The organism is Corallococcus macrosporus DSM 14697, assembly GCF_002305895.1.
GTDB lineage: Bacteria > Myxococcota > Myxococcia > Myxococcales > Myxococcaceae > Myxococcus > Myxococcus macrosporus.
Window position 1 is genome coordinate 5,898,588 of record NZ_CP022203.1, and the last position, 18,268, is coordinate 5,916,855.

An 18,268-nucleotide genomic window follows, 5' to 3' on the forward strand; every position below is an offset into this window, starting at 1 on the left:
CTTCACCGGCCTGTCACCGCGAATTGCCCGGCCCGCCCCGCGCGCTTCGCGGGGCTGACGTGGAAGGCCTCTAGCGTGGCAACCGTGGTCGCGCCATGACGGCGCACCGGCCCCGGGGATTGCCCGCGAATGTTGCTCGCCTCCACCGTCCTCCTGCTCGCCGCCTGCCTCGGCCTGTTCGCCCTCACCGTCCAGTTCGCGCTCGTGCTGCGCCACCGCCGCGAGCCGCCCCCCGCCGCGCGCACGGCTTCGCCCCGCCCGGGAATCTCCATCCTCAAGCCGCTGTGCGGCGTGGATGACGACCTGGAGGCCAACCTGGCGCGGTTCGCGGCGCTGGACTACGCGGGCGCGTACGAGGTGGTGCTCGGCGTGAAGGACGCGAGGGACCCGGCCTTCGCCGTGGCTCGCGCGGCCGTGGCCCGCTGGCCGCACGTCATGCGCCTGGAGGTGCAGGAGGGCGAGCCGGGCCGCAACCCGAAGGTGAACCAGCTCATCACCCTGGCGGACCGGGCGCGGCACGACGTGCTGGTCATCAGCGACAGCAACACGCGGGTGGCGCCGGGCTACCTGGAGGAGATTGCCCAGGCCTTCGAGGACCCGGAGGTGGGCTGCGTCACCCACCCGGTGTCGGGCATTGGCGAGCGCACCTTCGGCTCGCTCCTGGACAACCTGCACCTGGCCGCCAGCGCGGCGGCGGGGATGATCGCCGCCAAGCGGCTGGCCGGCCAGGACCTGGTGGTGGGCAAGTCCATGGCGCTGCGCCGCGAGGACGTGGACGCGCTGGGCGGCTTCTTCTCCGTGAAGGACGTGCTGGCGGAGGACTTCGTCATTGGCCAGTGGGTGACGCGGAAGCTGGGCCGCCGGGTGGTGATGGCGCGGACGCCCGTGTTCAACGTGTCGCTGCGAAAGAGCGTCCCGTCCTTCTTCCAGCGCTACCTCCGCTGGAGCGTGATTCACCGGACCGCGGTGTCGCCGGGCACGTACCTGGCCCAGGCCCTGCTGAACCCCACGCCCCTGGCCCTGCTGGGCGCCACGCTGGCCCCCTCCTCCGACACGGCGGCCCTCTGCCTGGTGGTGGCGCTGGGCAAGGTGGCGGTGGACCTGTCCACGGTGCGCGCCCTGCGGCCGCAGCCGCTGTCGTGGGACGCGGTGCCCGCCGTCTTCGCCAAGGACGCCCTGCTCTTCGTGGCCTGGGGCCACGCGCTCTTCTCCCGCACCGTGAACTGGCGCGGCACCCGCCTGCGCGTGGGCCGCGGCACCCGGCTGCTGCCGGCGGACACGGCGGGGCTGGCGGCCGGGCCCGCGATGTCCCGGGGAGCGCGGGTCCTCGCTGGCTGACGCGCCCTTCCAGGGCCTGGCCGTCTGCCCGCTGGGCGGGCGCCATGTCTCCGCTCGCGGAGAATGATGGCGCCCTTCAGCAGCGTTCATCTCCTGTCGGGGGAGGACGATTGGCGCGACTGGCAACGGACAACAGCGCAAGAAAGGTCCTGGTCGTCGACGACGACGCGGACTGGAGGGAATTCCTCCGGCTCAGCCTGGAGGACCTCGGCTACGAGACGACGGAGGCCTCGGACGGGCAGGAGGCCCTGGAGGCCCTGAGACGCGGTGGCCGCTACGGCGTGATGCTGCTGGACCTCAACATGCCGGGCATGTCCGGGCTGGAGGTCGTGGAGCGGCTGCCTCGCGGCCCCAACCCCCGCATCGTCTTCCTGACCTCCGCGGCGGCGCAGGATGTAGGCAGCGCCCTGCTCTCTGGGCCGCACTACTACCTCCCAAAAGGCGCGAGCCGCGACCAACTGTCGCTCCTCTTGCAATCACTTGGTGAGTGAGCGGCCAGCCTCCGGCGTATAGGGTAGAGGGCCCCTGAGAGGAGGGCCATCATCGTCACCGAGCTTCTCATCATCCTGTTGCTGGTCCTGGCCAACGGCGTCTTCGCCGGCGCGGAGCTGGCCATCATCTCTGTCCGCAGGACCCGGCTGAAGGAACTGATTGAGGAAGGCAGCACCTCCGCGAAGGCCGTGGAGGCCCTGCGCGGCAACCCCGAGCGCTTCCTGGCGACGGTGCAGATTGGCATCACCGTCATCGGCGCCACGGCGGCCGCCTTCGGTGGCGCGAGCATCGCCAGCCGCCTGGGCGGCGTGCTCAGCGGCTTCGGAATCCCCGAGCAGCAGGCGGACGAGGTGGCCCTGGCCGCCGTCGTCGTCTTCGTGTCGTACCTGTCGCTGGTGCTGGGCGAGCTGGTGCCCAAGTCGCTCGCGCTGCGCGCCGGCGAGCGCTACGCGCTGCTCATCGGCCGCCCCCTGCGCGGGCTGTCCTGGTTCATGCGGCCGGTGGTGTGGTTCCTCACCGCCAGCTCCAACGTGGTGCTGCGCCTGTTCGGCGACCGGACGAACTTCACCGAGGGCCGCCTGTCCGCCGAGGAGCTCCAGCAGTTGGTGGAGGAGGCGGCGAAGCAGGGCACGCTGGACCCGCACGCCGGTGAGATTGCGTCACGCGCCTTCGAGATGGGCGACGTGACGGTGGGCGAGCTGTCGGTGGCCCGGGACGCGATGGTGGCCCTGCGGCGCCACTCCAGCCCGGAGGAGATTCGCCGCGTGCTGCTGGAGGGTGGCCACTCCCGCATGCCGGTGTACGAGGACACGCTGGACAACATCGTCGGCTACGTCATCGCCAAGGACCTGCTGGGGGTGGCCTGGGAGGGCAACCTCATCATCCTGGAGGACGTGATGCGTCCGCCCTTCTTCGTCGTGGAGACGATGCGGGCCATGGACGCGCTGCGCGAGCTCCAGAAGCGCCGCATGCAGCTCGCCGTCGTGGTGGACGAGCGCGGCGGCGTGGTGGGGCTCGTCACCGTGGAGGACCTCGTCGAGGAGCTGGTGGGTGACATCCTCAGCGAGTCCGAGGTGCCGGAGGAGTACGTGAAGCGCGAGGGGCCGGACACCGCGCTGGTGCTCGGCACCGCGAGCATCCGCGACGTCAACCGGGAGCTGTCCCTGGACCTGGACGAGGACCAGGACTACGCCACGGTGGCGGGCCTGTGCATCGCCCTGTCCGGCGGCGCCATCCCCGAGCCGGGCACCAAGGTGACGACGGAGGGCGGCCTCGTGCTGGAGGTCGTCACGTCCTCGCCCCGCCGCGTGGACTCCGTGCGCTTCCACATGCCGAAGCGCGAGGAGCCCGCGGCGGAGTGAGGCCGGGCCCGGGCCCTATGGACGCTCGGGCCGCGTCACCGGGGCAACTCGACGACCGCGCCGGGTACATAGTCTTCGAAGACAACCAGCATCACGCGCGTTGACGCCCCGCTACGCAGCAGGAGGTCACGAACAGGCGCCCAGGGTAGCCCACCGAGCCCGGCGCCGATCCGGGGCAGGCCGATCCTGCCGATGCCCAGTCCATCCGCGTGTTCGACCATCGTGGAGACCGCACGCTCGATCGCCCTCAAGTCGGCCCGTGTCCTCCAGGTCCGCTGTGTGCCGAGGTTGAACACCGTCACCTCCGCCCCGGTCCACGTAAAGACATCCCCCAGCTTGAAGCGGCCGTCCGCGCACCGCTGCTTGTACTCCTCGTACATCTCGGGGAAACGCGCTCGGAACTCCACGGCGATGCCCTTGCCCATCGCCCCTGCACAGTTACAGCCATGGGCGAGCGCATGCAGGCCGGTCTGCCGGAGGAGATCGCCACTCACGAAGTGCGTGGGCATCGTTCAGCGCCTCATGCCAGGCGAGTCCGAACGCGTGCGACTGGCTCTCATCTTTCGCTCCTGACTCCAGAATGGCGAACGGCTGCGTTGGCCCCGGGCGGCCGCAGCGCGGGCTCAAGCAAGTGGCGCGAGGAGTCCGGGCGTCCTTTATGGGCGGAGCGTGGTGAAGTAGCACTGCACGGCCGCGCTGTCGCCGTAACCAACCGCGTTGGCAGCTTGAATTTCCAAGTCTCTGAAGCTTGCTTCGCGGGGGACGCCCCTGAGCACGAGGCTTCGCTCGGAGGTGTACCAATTCGTGTAGGTGCCCTGGACATACGAGCCGATGCGGTACTCGAGCACCGGTTGCCCGTTTTCGAACTCCGGTGCATCCCAGGTGAGGTTGATGTTCCCGTCCGCGGTGTCGCACCTGAAGTTGCGTGGCCGCGAGGGACGCCAGGAGGGAATGGTCGTGATGCGCTCCGAGACAGTGCCCCACCCGGCCTCGTTCCGAGCGACGACCGTGAAGTGATAGGTCTCCCCGGTGAGCAGGCCCGTCACGTTCAAGGTCAACTCCGTCGTCTCCTCGGTCCTCACCACCTCGTCGTCCAGGGACACCGTCACCAGGTAGCTCGTGATAGGGCTCCCGCCCGTGTCTTCGGCGGTCCATCGCAACGACACGCGGTCCAAGTACGTAAATGCCGTCAACGTGGGCGCGCCCGGCGTCGTGAAGGGCGTGGCGGAGACGGAGCTCCCGGGTCCCTGGGCATGACCGTTGTCCGGGACGACGGTGAAGGTGTACGCCGTCCCATTCACCAGCGCGCCCACCGTGGCTTGCGTCTCCGTCACCGTGACAGTCACTGGCTGGAACTCGGGGTCCTCTTCCTCGGCCTGCACGGTGACGGAGTAGCCGGTCAGCGCCATCCCCTTGCCGTCGGCGGCCTCCCACGTCAGCACGACCTCTTGATTCCCAGGCGCCGCCATCAGGTTGCTCACCGCACCAGGCACCACGAACGGCGTGACGGGTGACGTGCGCGTGGAGGCGCTCCCGGGGCCGCGGTCATTCTCCGCGACGACGGTGAACGTATACGCCGTGCCGTTCGTCAGCGCCTCGATGACAGCCTGGGTCGCGGACGCGGGCAGCGTCACCGCCCGGACCTCGCTGTCCCCCGCGAAGACGTGCACCGTGTATTCGAGAATCGCGCTGCCACCGTCGCTCGCGGGCGGCGCCCACGTCACCGTTGCCTGCGCATCCCCCGCCACCGCCGCCACGTTGGTGGGCGCCTGGGGCACCGTCGCCTGCGGGCCCTGCGGTGGCGGCTCATCCGTGCCGCCACAGCCCATGCCCCCGAGCAACCCCACCAGCATCACAGCCACGAACCCGAGTCTTCCATTCATCACGACAGTCCTCCCCTGTACCGGAATGGCAGGCCTACAGCATCACGCCCGTCCACGGGAAGAGAGGCGGCGTGGACCCTGTCCTCGCGGGTGGATGGGGAACAAGGAGCGGCAATCCATCAATCACAGCGGCTCAGAAACGTGGCGAACCGGGCTCCGAGCCCGATAGACGGCCACCTCTCACAAAAACCTCTCTCCATCGGAAGCCAGGGGCATGAAACGTCGCGCGTCGTGCGCCTGCGGGCAGTTGGTTTGTGAGGGAGACCCAGTACGCATCTCGAGGTGCCACTGCCTCGCCTGTCAGCAGCGCATAGGCAGCGTCTTCGGCGTCCAGGCACGGTTCCCCAGGAGGCCATTACCTCGCAGCAGGGAGCCGCGACGGCCTTCACCCGGAGGAGCGACAGCGGCAACGCCACCACCCACTTCTTCTGCCCACGGTGCGGAACGACCGTGTACTGGGAAATGGCCACGGAACCCGGCGTCGTCGCGGTGGGCGCCTTCGCCGCCCCGGGCTTTCCGGCGCCCGCCCCACTCCGTCTACAAGGAGCGCGCCCTCGCCTGGGCCGTCCCGCCCCGCATCGATATCGAGCACATGCACTGATTCGCACCACGCTCGCGTCAGGCGGAGCAGTGGCCCCGCTCCTCGCCCCCCAAAAAAGCGAAGGGCCCGGAATCGGCGGGGAAAACCCCAGCGATTCCAGGCCCTTCTCAGCGCGCGATGCAGGATTCGAACCTGCGGCCTTTGGCTCCGGAGGCCAACGCTCTATCCAGCTGAGCTAATCGCGCAACCGCCTTCCGGCTGAAGCGGGGCCACAAGTAGCCGAAGTCCCCCGCCGAAGCAAGCACGCAATCCCACAACGAACGCCAGCGGACGTCCGTTCCCCGAGGCGCGGGAGGTGGCCCGCCTGCTCACACGCGCCGCCTCCGGGCGGCCATCAGGGCCAGGCACGCCCACCCCAGTAGCACCAGGGGGACATGCCCCTCGCCGCCCGCGGCGCAGCTCAACCCGCCGCCCCGCGAGCTCACCTCCCGGACGATGTTGATGGACGGATCCACCGTGAAGGCGGACGCCTGAGACTCGGGGCCAGCGTTCTGGGCTGCATCGCGAGCAAGCGCGCTGACCGTGTGTGGCCCTTCGCTGATGGCCGTGGTCAACGTCAGGCGCCACTGTCCGGAAGGCTCCACGGGGGCGACGCCCCGCTCGACGCCATCCACGAAGAGCACCAACTGGCTCCCGGGTTCGGCGCTGCCCTGGAAAGTCGGCGTCAGGGAGCCGACCACCCCGTCCGGCGCTGGTGCGGTGATCTCCGGCGCCAGTGGCGGTGTCATGTCCACCCGCCAGACATGCTCCTCTGCCGTGGTGTCCACGTTGGTCGCCTCATCGCGGGCTCGGACCACCAACCGGTGCGCACCCTCTGACAGGTCGCTCAGCAGATACGGCGTCGCGCACTCCACGAAGGCGGCGTCATCCAGGCTGCACTCGTACAGGATGGGCGCTTCGTTGGACTCGAAGCGGAACTCGGCACTCGGGACATTGGTGTCGACGTCGGGCTTCGCGACGATGCTGGTGCTCGGCTCCACCGTGTCCACGCGCCAGGAATGAGTACCGACGACGTTCGCCACGTTGCCGGCCCGGTCAACGGCACGAACGACGAACTCATGGGATGCATCCCCCACCGAAACGGTATGCGGCGAGGTGCAGGCACTGAAACCCGCGCCATTGACGCTGCACGCGAACGTCGATTCAGCCTCATTTGACGTGAACTCGAACGTCGCCTGCGCCTGATTCGTCAAATCACCAGGGTTGACGGTGAGCGTCGTCACCGGTCGGGTCGCATCGACCGTGAAGGTGCGGCTCGTCGTTGCGCCAGTGTTGCCCGCCTTGTCCGTGAAGGAGAAGAGCAATGTGTACTCACCGTCGGGCAACGACACGGGAAAATCGAAGGCCCACAATGCGTTGGCCCTGATGTCTTCCACGGAGTCAACGAGCTGCACACCGCGATAGACGCTGAGCGTGCCATCCGTGAGGGACTCGTCATCCGGGGCCACCCCTTCGAATCGCGGCGTGCGAACATTGACATACACGACGTCCGCGGACGGGCTCGTCAGGGTGGGCGCCACGGGCGGCGTCAAGTCGATGGTCCAGTTGAACGGCGCGGGCGACTGGTCCTCGAACTCCCCCTCCGCGGCCTTGACGTTCAGCGAGTGCGAGCCCTCGGCCAGGTTCTCGTAGACCTTGACGGCGTTCGCCGAGTCCGCACACTGCTCGTAAGGTGAGCCGTCCAACTGACAGTAATAAACGACGTTGGACAGGTTCGAGGTGAAGCTGAAGGTCGCGGTCGTGCTCCGGGTGGGATTCGACAATGACACAGGAACGATGTTCGTCTGGACTTCCCCCACCACGACGGTCCAGATGTGCAGAGCCGGCGTATCGTCGGGGTTGCCCGCCTCATCGATGGCCCGGATCAGCATCCGGTGGTCTCCCTCCGTGATGAGCGGAAACTCCGCGTTGGGCAGAGCATACGGCGAGGTGCAGGCGAAGTAGGCCCCCCCATCGTAGCTGCACTCAAAGCGGACGCCCGGCTCCGAGGCGGAGAACACGAAGGTCGCGGTCAGCTGGTTCGTGAGGATGTCCGGCTTCGAGTCGATCTGTGTGTCCGGGGGCGTCAGGTCCACCGTCCAGGTGTGGTGCCGCGGAGCGTTGTCCACGTTCCCCGCCGCGTCCTTCGCCCGCACCCACAGCGTGTAGGTGCCATCCGTCAGCACCGGCGTCAGGTAGGACGCCGCGCAGTCCTCCCACGAGGTGCTGCCCTCGGCGGGCGCCTGCGTCGTCGCCCCGGTCTCCAGAACGCACTGGAAGCCCGCCACATCCGTCGCTGAGGAAGTGAGCGTGAAGAGCGCCCGGGGCGCGTTGCTCAACACCCCCACCAGGGTGCTCAGCTCCGTGGCCGGACGCGTCTTGTCCGTCCGCCACGTGTAGCTGGCGGGCGTCAGGTCCACGTTGCCCGCCGGGTCCCTGGCCCGCACCAGGACGGAGTACGTGGCGTCACCGGGCGTCGGGAAGGAGTCCCCGCTCTCGCACGTGCTGAAGGTGGCGCCGTTCAGGCTGCACTCGAAGTCGCTCGCGTCGCCGACCGGCAGCGCGCGGAACGTGAGGACCGCCGCGTTCGCGTTGTTCACCGCCTCGGGCAGCGTCCCGAACAGCTCGGTATCCGGCGGCGTCAGGTCCACCGTCCAGGTGTGGTGCAGCGGAGCGTCGTCCACGTTCCCCGCCGCGTCCTTCGCCCGCACCCACAGCGTGTAGGTGCCATCCGTCAGCACCGGCGTCAGGTAGGACGCCGCGCAGTCCTCCCACCGCGAGCTGCTCTCGACGGGCGCCTGCGTCGTGGCCGAGTTGTCCAGCACGCACTGGAAGCCCGCCACGTCGCTGGCGGGAGAGTTGAACTCGAAGCCTGCTCGGGGCGCGTTGCTCAACGCCCCCACCAGGGCGATCAGCTCCGTGGCCGGACGCGTCCTGTCCCTCCGCCACGTGTAGCTGGCGGGCGTCGGGTCCACGTTGCCCGCCGGGTCCCTGGCCCGCACCAGGACGGAGTACGTGGCGTCATCGGGCGTCGGGAAGGAGTCCCCACTCTCACACGCGCTGAAGGTGGCGCCGTTCAGGCTGCACTCGAAGTCGCTCGCGTCGCCGACCGGCAGCGCGCGGAACGTGAGGACCGCCGCGTTCGCGTTGTTCACCGCCTCGGGCAGCGTCCCGAACAGCTCGGTATCCGGCGGCGTCAGGTCCACCGTCCAGGTGTGGTGCTGCGGAGCGGTGTCCACGTTCCCAGCCGCGTCCTTCGCCCGCACCCACAGCGTGTAGGTGCCATCCGTCAGCACCGGCGTCAGGTAGGACGCCGCGCAGTCCTCCCACAATGTGCTGCCCTCGGCGGGCGCCTGCGTCGTCGCCCCGGTCTCCAGGACGCACTGGAAGCCCGCCACGTCGCTGGCGGGCGAGTTGAACTCGAAGCCTGCCCGGGGCGCGTTGCTCAACGTCCCAACGGAAGTGCTCACGCTGGTGTCCGGTAGGGACTTGTCCGTCCGCCACGTGTGGCTGGCGGGCGCCGGGTCCACGTTGCCCGCCGCGTCCCTGGCCCGCACCAGGAAGGTGTAGGTGGCGTCGCCAGGCGTTGCAAACGTGTCACCGCTCTCACACGCGCTGAAGGCGGCGCCATTCAGGCTGCACTCGAAGTCATTCGCGCTGCCCGATGGCAGCTCACGGAACGTGAAGACCACCGAGTTCGCGTTGTTCAACGCCTCGGGCAGCGTCCCGAACAACTCCGTATCCGGCGGCGTCAGGTCCACCGTCCAGGTATGATGCTGCGGAGCGTCGTCCACGTTCCCCGCCACGTCCTTCGCCCGCACCCACAGCGTGTAGGTCCCCGCGCCCAGCGGAGCCGTCACATAGGTCGACGCGGGCGTCAGGTGGGAGGCCGCGCAGTCCTGCCATTGAGCGCTGCCCTCCGCTGGAGCCTCGGTCGTGGCCGAATCATCCCGTGCGCACTGGAACGTCACCGGGTCCTCATTCGATTCGAACCGGAACACCGCGACCGCCTGGTTGAAGTCCACCGGGGGCTTGCCGTCCGTGGCGAAGGCCGTGGTGGGCCGCGCCCGGTCGACCCTCCATGCGTAGCGTGAAGGCGCCGGGTCCACGTTGCCCGCCGCATCGCGCGCCCGGACCCAGAAGGTGTACGTCTCATCATCCGTCAGCGTGCCCGTCGTATGGGTCCCCGTCCCCGAGCACGGCGTCGTCAGCCACGCGCCAGCGTCCACCGCGGGCGGCGTGGGTATGTCACCCGTCTGGAGGACGCACTGGAAGGTGATGCCCGTGGTCTCGTTCGACGCGAACTGGAAGACTGCGTTCTCCAGCCGCGACGGGGACGTGGGCGTGCCGTTCGCCAGGAAGTGCGTGTCGGGCGCGGCGGTGTCGAGGGTGTAGGTGACCGGGTTGCTGTGAAGTCCCTGGAGCCCCTGGGCCTCGGCGACGGCCACCAGCACGGTGTTGCCCGTGGGCAATGCCCGGGAGAGCGTGACGGAGAACGCCGTGGGTGAGTCCGAGGTGCCGACCGCGGCTCGGCCGAACTCCGGGCCGTTCGGTACGCCCGAGATGCGCTGGTAGATCACGACCTCGGTCCCTGGCGTCCCCGTTCCGGTGAGCGTCGGCAACGGGTTGTTCGTCGTCACGGTCGTCGCGGGCGCAATCACCGGCGCGGCGGGGGCAGCCAAGGCCCCCTGCATGAACGTGGCGAGCCCGGTGTGAGGGAACGCATTGTCTTGAGGCGTCGCCTCGGCGTGCCCCCCTCCCACCGCGCTGCCGGCGATACCGTTCGACACATTGGACGTGACCGCACAACCATTCGCAGTCACTGCCTGGACCAAGATCCGCCCGCCACCACCTCCGCCCCCCGGACCTCGCACGACCGGGTCCCCGTCGTCGGAATCGCCGCCGCCGCCCCCCAAGGCGTTGAGGCCGATGCCCCCGGCGCACGCAACGTGCTCGACCGTTCTGACATGAATGGTGCCACCCGCGCCCCCTCCGCCACCTCCGGACTCCGCGCTCCCCGCCCCCGCGGCCCCCGATGCGTCGAGCGTGCCGGTTCCTCCGATGGAGAGCGCGCGAACAAAGATGATTCCGCCGCCATGGCCGCCGTCCGCGTCGGAGTCCTCGTCCTGGCCATGCCCTGCGCCACCGCCGCCGCCCATGACCAGATGGGTCAGCGGGGAGAAGCTCAGGGCCGCCCCCCCCACCCCCCTGGCCTCGCTCCGGGAGCCATCAGCGGAGTTGCCGCCCCTGCCGCCCGCGCCTGTATTACCGCCGCCGCCGCCGCCCGCCCGGACACAGACGCCACCGCCGCCGCCATTGGCGACATTCTCAACGCCCCGGGCGTCCGGATGCGTGACGTCGATGCCCTCCCCTGCCCGCGCGCGCGTCCCGGCGAGGTTGGTGGAGCCGGGACAACCGGCGAACGGATCACCCTCTCCATCCTCCTCGGTGTCCTCCTCATAGCTCCCACCCCGAAACCCGCGCCCCTCCGCGCTGAGCTGGCTGCCATTGCCCAGGTTCACGGCACCATTCGCCATGAAGGCCAGGATGCCGCCAGTCCGGGTCACGGGGTTCCACGCCTTGGCGCGCACCACCGCGTTGTTGTTCAACGTCAGCGACGTGTACTCCGGCACCCGGACCACCTGCGTGACGCCATCCGCGTAGGAGTGCTTCAGCGGCCGGTCCAGCGTCAGGAGGAGTTCCTCCTCCGCCTCGTCCTCGACGACAGCCGTCAGCCGAGCCAGCTCCCACCGGCCCACGGCGCCGCCCTCCAGGTAGATGGGCCCGGGACTTCCAGGCACCGTCACGGGCACGACGCCCGTGGTCTGGATGATCAGCACCAGGTCACCCGCCGTATCTCCCCCACCCGCGGGCCCCCGGAATCTGGGGACCACGGGCGCCGACGTGGAGGTGTTGGTGGCCAGTGACGTCGTGATGGTCATGTCCCCCGGCGCCAGCGGCGCCTTGACCTGTGCGTAGTTGTTGATCTCCACGCCACCCGCCGCGGAAACGGTCCGGGCCCCATCCTGCCCATTGCCCACCAGGTAGGTGTCCGGGCCCGGCAGGGCCGGCAGGGCCCAGAGCCCCACGGCCGCCATCAGCACCTTCGTCAGAGCGTTCGTTCTCATCGAGCTTGTTCTCCGCGGAGGCGCACGTCAGCGCTGGCCGCGCTCGGGCTTGTCTTGCTGCGGGTCCGCCAGCAGGAACTCCACGCGGCGGTTGTTCTCACGGCCGTTCGACGTCGCGTTGCTGTCAATGGGGCGCTCCTGGCCGTAGCCCAGGGCCTTCAACCGCTCGGGCGCGATGTCCCGGCCGATGAGGTACTGGCGCACCGCCTCGGCGCGCGCCTGTGACAGGCGACGGTTGGCGTCCGGGAAGCCGCGGTCGTCCGTGTGCGCACCCACCACGACAATCGGAATCTCCGGGTGCTCCCGGATGACGCGCGCCACCCAGTCCAACAGCTCGAAGGAACGCTTCTGGATGCGGGCCTGCGTCGGCTCGAAGAAGACCTTGCCCATCACCACGAAACGGTCCGGGCGAATCTCCACCAGCGGCAGGACATGCAGCGGGCAGCCCAGGTTCTTGGCGTCCCCCGGCTCGTTCACACAGCTATCCGCGCGGTTGGGCACGCCGTCCTTGTCCGTGTCCGACTCCGGGCAGCCATTGCGCTCGACCGGGCCCGCCTCGTTCGGGCACTCGTCCTTGTCGTTGTCGATACCGTCGCCGTCCGTGTCCCGCACCGGGCAGCCCCGGTTGTCCGCGGGCCCCGGGTCCGTGGGGCAGCTATCGATTTCGTCGGGGACCTCGTCACCGTCCTGGTCCGGAATGGGGCAGCCCTGACGCGCGGCGGGGCCATGCTCCACCGGGCAGGCGTCCAGCATGTCCTCGATGCCATCACCATCCGTGTCCTGCGCCGAGCAGCCCTGGCGCGCCACGTCTCCCGGGACGAGCGGGCACTTGTCGTCGGCGTTGCGCACGCCGTCGCCGTCCTCGTCCAGGTCTGGGCACTCCTGAATCTTCGCCTCGGGCGGCAGGCCCATCTCGCACCGGACCGAGGACTCGCCCGGCCCACGCGGCGGCGTCACGTTGCCGAAGGCACCGCCCACCATCAGCCGGAACAGCGGCGTGCCCGGGGCCGCGCCCACGCCCACGCCCGCCAGCGCGAACATCTCCAGTGACGAGCCCACCAGGTAACGGGCCCCAGGCAGCAATTCCACGGAGGTCGGCTGGTCCGTCAGCGGCAACATGCCCCGGACGTTGAGCTCCCAGCGCAGCCGCTTGCCCGTCGTGGCCAGCGCTACGCCCAGCCGCAGCTCACGGCCGACCTCATCCTCCGTTTCACCCGCCCGGTCCGTCAGCAGCACGCGCGGACGCTGCACGTAGCCCAGCTCCACCCCCCCCCGGATGAAGCCGAAGTGCCGGCCCACCATCACCCGGGGCGACAGGCGAAGTCCGCCATCATCCCGGGCAAAGGCGCCCTCGCTCCCCAGCGGCAGCCCCGCGGCCAGCTCCAAGGCCAGGTCCACGCCGCCCGCGTCCGTCTGCGTCAGGACACCGAAGCGAGCGCTCACCACCGGCGTGGACAACGCATGGCTGGCCGGCACCGCGATGCCGTAACGCGCCATGCCCGCGTCGTCCCCGCCCTGGAGCGCCACCATTGGAAGCTGCAAACCCACCTGGAGCCAGTCCAGCGGGGCATACGCGGCGGCCAGGTGCGCCGTGGTCCGTCCAGAGATGACGGCCACCTCGGGCTGCTCGCGGATGAGGTTGTCCATGTAGACGAGCGGCTGATGCGCGTAGTGCATCATCACCGTCGCGCGGAAGGCGCCCACGGGAAGCAGCTCGCCCATGCCGACCAGCAGCGAGCCCTCCGCGCCAGGATTCAACTCCAGGCGCTCCAGGTCGAAGCCTCGCAGCACGGGCGCCTCCTGCGCCCCGGCGGACAGCGACATCAGCGCGAGTGCCAGCGCGAGCCCGCGGCACAGGAGCTCTTTTCTTCTCATGGTTCTCCCCGAAGGAAGCCCGTTTCACGCCAGCCCCCCTTTTCCACTCTACACCGAAGTCCTGACCGGATTGGGAGGGCGCCTGGGCGGCACCTCACGCCGGCAATGAAAATTTCGTGTCAGCCCCCCCTGTCAGACCAATTCGTGGCATGCTGCCGCACCACTATCGGGCCAACTCCGCTGGACGAGGCCGCGCGCCGGGGGTCTGTGGATGATCGCGAACGCCGCCTTGCAAGCCAACCAGGCTGAGTTCGAGTTCCAGGCAGGGGCTTTCACAGCCGGAGAGCTGGCCGTGCTGGGCTTCGAGGCCGAGGAGACGCTGTCCCAGCCCTACGCGGTGGAGGTGGCGCTGGCCGCGCGGCCGGACGTGGACGTGGATGAGAAGGCGCTGCTGGGCCAGGACGCGCGCCTCACCATCATGCTCGGGGACGGCAGCGCGCGCTTCTTCCACGGCATCGTGTCGCGCATGTCACGCTGGGATGAAGGCAGCGGCCCGGAGCGCCGCCGCTACCGCGCCACCGTGGTGCCGCGGCTGTGGACGCTCCGCCACCGGCGCAAGAGCCGCATTTACCAGGAGCTGACCGTCCCGGACATCGTCCACAAGGTCCTGGACGAGGCCAAGGTGGAGCACCGGCTGGCGCTCACCGGCACCTACCCCAAGCGGGACTACTGCGTGCAGTACCGCGAGTCCGACCTCGACTTCGTGGCCCGCCTCCTGGAGGAAGAAGGCATCTTCTACTTCTTCGAGCACGGCGAGGACGCCCACATGATGGTGCTGGGCGACGGCGCCTCCGCCAACCCCGCGATGCAGGGCGAGCCCAAGCTCGTCTTCCGCGAGCGCAGCCAGATGGTCGCCTCGCAGGAGTACGTCCACGAGCTGGTGTCCCGCACGGAGGTGCAGCCCGGCGCCGTGGCCCTGCGCGACTACAACTTCCTGCGCCCCGCCCAGGACCTCGGGGCCTCTTCCGAGGCGGAGGGCGCCGAGGCCGCGCTCGAGATCTACGACTACCCCGGCCGCTACGAGGAGCCCGCGCCGGGCCGCAGCCTGGCCAAGGTGCGCCTGGAGGAGCTGCGCGCCCGGGCGGAGACGGTGACGGGCGCCAGCTACAGCCGCCGCGTCTGCGTGGGCCACTCCTTCGAGCTGGCGGAGCACCCGGACGAGGCCGCCAACCGCAAGTACCTGCCCGTCTCCGTGCGGCACCTGGGCCACCAGTCAGAAGCGCTGAGCATCGAGCAGGGCTCGCTGCGCAGCCGCGAGGACTACCGCAACGAGTTCCTCTGCCAGCCCGCGGAGGTCCCCTTCCGCCCGCCGCGCGTGACGCCCCGGCCGGTGATTCCCGGCGCGCAGACGGCCATCGTGGTGGGCCCCAGCGGCGAGGAGATCCACACCGACGAGCACGGCCGCATCAAGGTCCAGTTCCACTGGGACCGCGAGGGCAAGAGCAACGACAAGAGCTCCTGCTGGATTCGCGTCAGCCAGGCCTGGGCGGGCCCGGGCTGGGGCGCGCTGTACCTGCCGCGCATCGGCCACGAGGTCGTGGTGGAGTTCCTCGAGGGCGACCCGGACCGGCCCATCGTCACCGGCAGCGTCTACAACGGCGCGAACCCGACGCCCATCGACCTGCCCGGCAACAAGACGCAGAGCACGCTGCGCTCCAGCTCCAGCCCCGGCGGCGCGGGCTCCAACGAGCTGCGCTTCGAGGACGCGGCCGGCAGCGAGCTCGTCTATCTGCACGCGCAGAAGGACTTCAACATCGTCGTGGAGAACGACAAGACGCAGGAGGTCCGCGGCAACGAGACGTTGCTGGTGCGCAAGGACCGCTCCCGCGTCATCGAGGGCAACCAGGCCCTGCTGGTGAAGAAGAACGACGACAGCACCGTCACCGGCAACCAGACGCTGGCCGTCACGCAGAACCGCTCCACCACCGTGGGCGGCAACCACACCGAGGCGGTGGCCGGAGACCAGTCCATCAGCGTCAGCGGCAACCAGGCCCTCACCGTGGCCATGGCCTCCGCGGAGACGGTGGCCCTGGGGAAGATGCTCAACGTCGGCGGCGCGCTCGCCGTCACCGTGGGCGCCGCCTTCAACGAGCTGGTGGGCGGCCTCAAGTCCGAACAGGTGGGCGGCGCCAAGGTGGAGGTCGTCGGCGCCAAGAAGTCCGAGACGGTCAAGGGCGCCCGCACGCTCCAGGTGGGCGGGGACCTCTCCGAAGAGGTGGGCAAGTCCCGCACGCTCAAGGTGGACAAGGACATGCTGGTCAGCGTGGCCGGCAAGGTGAACCACGCCGCCAAGGACGCCTACACCCTGTCCGCCAAGGAAATCTCCCTGGTGGCCCAGGAGCAGTTCACCCTCAAGGTCGGCTCCGCCACGCTCCAGGTGAAGAAGAACGGGGACGTGGTCATCAAGGGCGCCAAGGTCGAGGTCACCGCGACGGGCGACATCGTCATCAAGGGCTCCAAGATTTCCGAGAACTAGGAGCAAGCAGGGAACCGCCACCGGGGGGTGGCTTGAATCCTGTCCGTCCTGTCTGGCAGTTTACGCTTCGCGCGGAAGTTGTAAGGCTCCGTGCGTTCTTTCAAGGATTACGAATCTTGGCGCTAGGACACACAGGCGCCGGCCGCGGGTGGAGCAGCGGCCGGAACCTTCGGTGGGGTGTGATCATCGCGCTCGCGGGTACCCTGGGTGGGAGCGCGGGCTGCGTGAAGCGTGTGCCCCAGGCGTGTGAGACGCCGCCGCCGTTCCAGGTGGTGGTGGATGCGTCGGAGCAGCTCAACCCGGACGCGCGGGGGCGCTCGCTGCCCACGGTGGTGCAGATCGTCCAGCTCAAGGACAGCGTCCGGCTGGAGCGCGCGGGCTTCAAGGATTTGTGGGGCAAGCCGGAGGAACTCCTCGAGGAGGACCTGCTCCAGGTGGCGGAGGTCATCATTCCGCCCGGCCGCCAGGTGAAGCGCTGGGTGCAGCGCGATCCCAAGGCCCGCTTCGTCATGGCCATGGGGCACTTCCGCCAGCCGCTGGGTTACTCGTGGCGGACGGTGGCGGCGCTTCCGGTGGTGGAGGAGGCGCGCTGCGTGGAGCGCCCCGCCGGAGACCAGGGCGACCCCAAGCCGGGGGACGACGTGTTCCGCTACCGGCTGCAAGGCTATCAGATTGACTTGATGCTCCGGCCCATGACGCGGGCGCCGGAGCCTCGGCTCCAACCCCAAGCTGGCGACGGCGTGTCGCCGCGGAGAGGTGTATGAAGTCCGTGCAGCGAGTCGTGTGGTCGGAGGGCATGTTCATGAGCCCCCACCACCTCCAGCAGCAGGACCTCTACCACGAGCAACTGCTGGATGAGCGGCTGGCCTCGCTCGAACCCTACCCCTGGGGCGTGGTGGCCCTGGAGTTCGACATGGAGGCGCTGCGCGCCGGACAGGTGCAGCTCACCCACTTCGCGGGCATCCTCCCCGACGGGCTGCCCGTCTCCTTCGAATCCGGAGACGCCGAGGCGCCGCCCGCGCGGCCCGCGGACGGCTACTTCCCGCCCGCGCAGCGCACCCTGGACGTGTACCTGGGCGTGCCGCGCGAGCGCAGCGGCGTGGAGAGCTTCGGCAGCGGCGAGCGGCTGGGCAGCAGCCCGCGCTACACGCCGGCCTCCCGCCCCGTCAGTGACTTGACGGCCTCCACCTCCATCTCGCAGGTGGCCTTCGGTCAGCGCAACGTGCGGCTCCTGTTCGGCACCGAGCCGCGGGACGACTTCGAGTCCATCAAGCTGTGCGAGCTGTCCAGGGACCGGTCCGGCAACCTGACGCTGGTCGAGTCCTTCATCCCGTCCTGCCTGCGCATCGACGCGTCGCCGTTCATCATGAACGAGCTGCGCACGATGCTGCGGCTGATGGTGTCCAAGCAGCGGCAGCTCTCCTCGCGCCGGCGGCACCGGGACGCCTCCGCGCTGGAGTTCACCGCGGGCGACGTGACGCTCTTCCTGGAGCTCAACGCGCTCAACGGCACCATCCCCTTCCTCCAGCACGCGCTGGACGCGGGCAACCTGAGGCCCAGGGATTTGTACCTGGCGCTGGCGCAGTGCGCGGGGCAGCTCTGCACCTTCTCCGCCAGCGCGGACCCGTCCACCCTGCCCGCCTTCCAGTTCACCAACCTGCGCGCAACCTTCGAGGACCTGTTCCGCCGCCTCTCCGAGCTGATGCGCTCGGTGGCGCTGGAGCAGTGCCTGTCGGTGGAGCTGCCGGCGGGCACCGACGGCATGTTCCGCGGCCGGCTGGAGGACGACCGGCTGGAGCGCTGCGGGCACTTCATCCTCGCGGTGCGCAGCGAGCTGCCCGAGCGGGTGGTGGCCGAGCAGCTCCCCAAGCTGTCCAAGGTGGCCGCCTGGGAGGACATCCGCGCGCTGGTGCAGGCGGCCGCCCCTGGCGTGCCGCTGTCGGTGACGTACCGCCCGCCGCCGGAGATTCCGGTGCAGCCGGGCACCGTCTACTTCAGCCTCTCCATGAATGACGGCTACTGGAGGAACGTCATGCGCGACCGGAACCTCGCCATCTACCTCCCGCAGCCGTTCGACGCGAGCCGAACGACCGTGGAACTGCTCGCGGTCCCCACCGCCAATCGCTGACGCCCCG

Annotated in this window: 10 protein-coding genes, 1 tRNA gene and 1 pseudogene; 7 read left to right on the forward strand and 5 right to left on the reverse strand. The window is 69.5% G+C overall.

Annotated elements, in window-relative coordinates:
- Positions 1-129 precede the first annotated feature (129 nt).
- The 3 genes from MYMAC_RS23635 to MYMAC_RS23645 all read left to right on the forward strand — a co-directional run bounded on the left by MYMAC_RS23635 (position 130) and on the right by MYMAC_RS23645 (position 3,191).
- Entirely contained in the window at positions 130-1,338 is a 1,209-nt protein-coding gene (locus tag MYMAC_RS23635; protein ID WP_095959730.1) for a ceramide glucosyltransferase, read from the forward strand.
- A 110-nt stretch (positions 1,339-1,448) separates the two neighbouring features.
- Positions 1,449-1,829 carry a response regulator gene (locus tag MYMAC_RS23640; RefSeq protein WP_013941356.1) on the forward strand — a complete coding sequence of 127 codons (381 nt, stop codon included), beginning with the start codon at positions 1,449-1,451 and terminating at the stop codon, positions 1,827-1,829.
- A gap of 78 nt (positions 1,830-1,907) precedes the next feature.
- On the forward strand, positions 1,908-3,191 hold the full coding sequence (locus MYMAC_RS23645; RefSeq protein WP_095959731.1) for a hemolysin family protein: 1,284 nt from the start codon (positions 1,908-1,910) through the stop codon (positions 3,189-3,191).
- A gap of 35 nt (positions 3,192-3,226) precedes the next feature.
- Here the strand turns inward: MYMAC_RS23645 and MYMAC_RS23650 are convergent, their stop codons facing one another.
- Positions 3,227-3,700, reverse strand: coding sequence for a macro domain-containing protein (locus MYMAC_RS23650; RefSeq protein ID WP_095959732.1), 474 nt, complete (start codon positions 3,698-3,700; stop codon positions 3,227-3,229).
- 147 nt (positions 3,701-3,847) lie between these two features.
- A complete protein-coding gene (locus MYMAC_RS23655) occupies positions 3,848-5,074 on the reverse strand; it encodes a fibronectin type III domain-containing protein (RefSeq protein ID WP_095959733.1) in 1,227 nt (408 codons plus the stop codon).
- 214 nt (positions 5,075-5,288) lie between these two features.
- On the opposite strand from MYMAC_RS23655, the pseudogene MYMAC_RS38720 reads away from it, so the two are divergent.
- Positions 5,289-5,512: pseudogene (locus tag MYMAC_RS38720) on the forward strand (GFA family protein); the annotation flags it as partial.
- Between the two features lie 274 nt (positions 5,513-5,786).
- On the opposite strand, the gene MYMAC_RS23665 reads toward MYMAC_RS38720, so the two are convergent.
- The 3 genes from MYMAC_RS23665 to MYMAC_RS23675 form a co-directional block, all read right to left on the reverse strand.
- Positions 5,787-5,860: transfer RNA gene (locus tag MYMAC_RS23665), tRNA-Arg, on the reverse strand.
- Positions 5,861-5,983: 123 nt separating this feature from the next.
- Positions 5,984-11,782, reverse strand: coding sequence for an adventurous gliding motility protein AgmC (agmC, locus tag MYMAC_RS23670; RefSeq protein ID WP_095959734.1), 5,799 nt, complete (start codon positions 11,780-11,782; stop codon positions 5,984-5,986).
- Positions 11,783-11,809: 27 nt separating this feature from the next.
- The gene (locus MYMAC_RS23675) at positions 11,810-13,657 is read right to left on the reverse strand and encodes an OmpA family protein (protein WP_095959735.1); all 1,848 of its coding nucleotides are present in this window, start codon (positions 13,655-13,657) and stop codon (positions 11,810-11,812) included.
- A gap of 211 nt (positions 13,658-13,868) precedes the next feature.
- Here MYMAC_RS23675 and MYMAC_RS23680 point away from each other — a divergent pair, with 211 nt between their 5' ends.
- From MYMAC_RS23680 to tssK, 3 genes are all read left to right on the forward strand, one after another.
- A complete protein-coding gene (locus MYMAC_RS23680) occupies positions 13,869-16,133 on the forward strand; it encodes a type VI secretion system tip protein TssI/VgrG (RefSeq protein WP_095959736.1) in 2,265 nt (754 codons plus the stop codon).
- Positions 16,134-16,312: 179 nt separating this feature from the next.
- Positions 16,313-16,897, forward strand: coding sequence for a type VI secretion system lipoprotein TssJ (gene tssJ, locus MYMAC_RS23685; protein WP_095959737.1), 585 nt, complete (start codon positions 16,313-16,315; stop codon positions 16,895-16,897).
- Complete coding sequence (gene tssK, locus MYMAC_RS23690) at positions 16,894-18,261, forward strand: type VI secretion system baseplate subunit TssK (protein ID WP_095959738.1); 1,368 nt, start codon at positions 16,894-16,896, stop codon at positions 18,259-18,261. Before tssJ ends, tssK begins: the two co-directional genes overlap by 4 nt.
- Positions 18,262-18,268 lie beyond the last annotated feature (7 nt).

Coding starts and splice junctions, on each gene's coding strand:
- MYMAC_RS23650 (WP_095959732.1), bottom strand. CDS start 3,700: ATGCCCACGCACTTCGTGAGTGGCGATCTCCTCCGGCAGACCGGCCTG.
- MYMAC_RS23675 (WP_095959735.1), bottom strand. CDS start 13,657: ATGAGAAGAAAAGAGCTCCTGTGCCGCGGGCTCGCGCTGGCACTCGCG.
- tssK (WP_095959738.1), top strand. CDS start 16,894: ATGAAGTCCGTGCAGCGAGTCGTGTGGTCGGAGGGCATGTTCATGAGC.
- MYMAC_RS23655 (WP_095959733.1), bottom strand. CDS start 5,074: ATGAATGGAAGACTCGGGTTCGTGGCTGTGATGCTGGTGGGGTTGCTC.
- MYMAC_RS23635 (WP_095959730.1), top strand. CDS start 130: ATGTTGCTCGCCTCCACCGTCCTCCTGCTCGCCGCCTGCCTCGGCCTG.
- MYMAC_RS23680 (WP_095959736.1), top strand. CDS start 13,869: ATGATCGCGAACGCCGCCTTGCAAGCCAACCAGGCTGAGTTCGAGTTC.
- agmC (WP_095959734.1), bottom strand. CDS start 11,782: ATGAGAACGAACGCTCTGACGAAGGTGCTGATGGCGGCCGTGGGGCTC.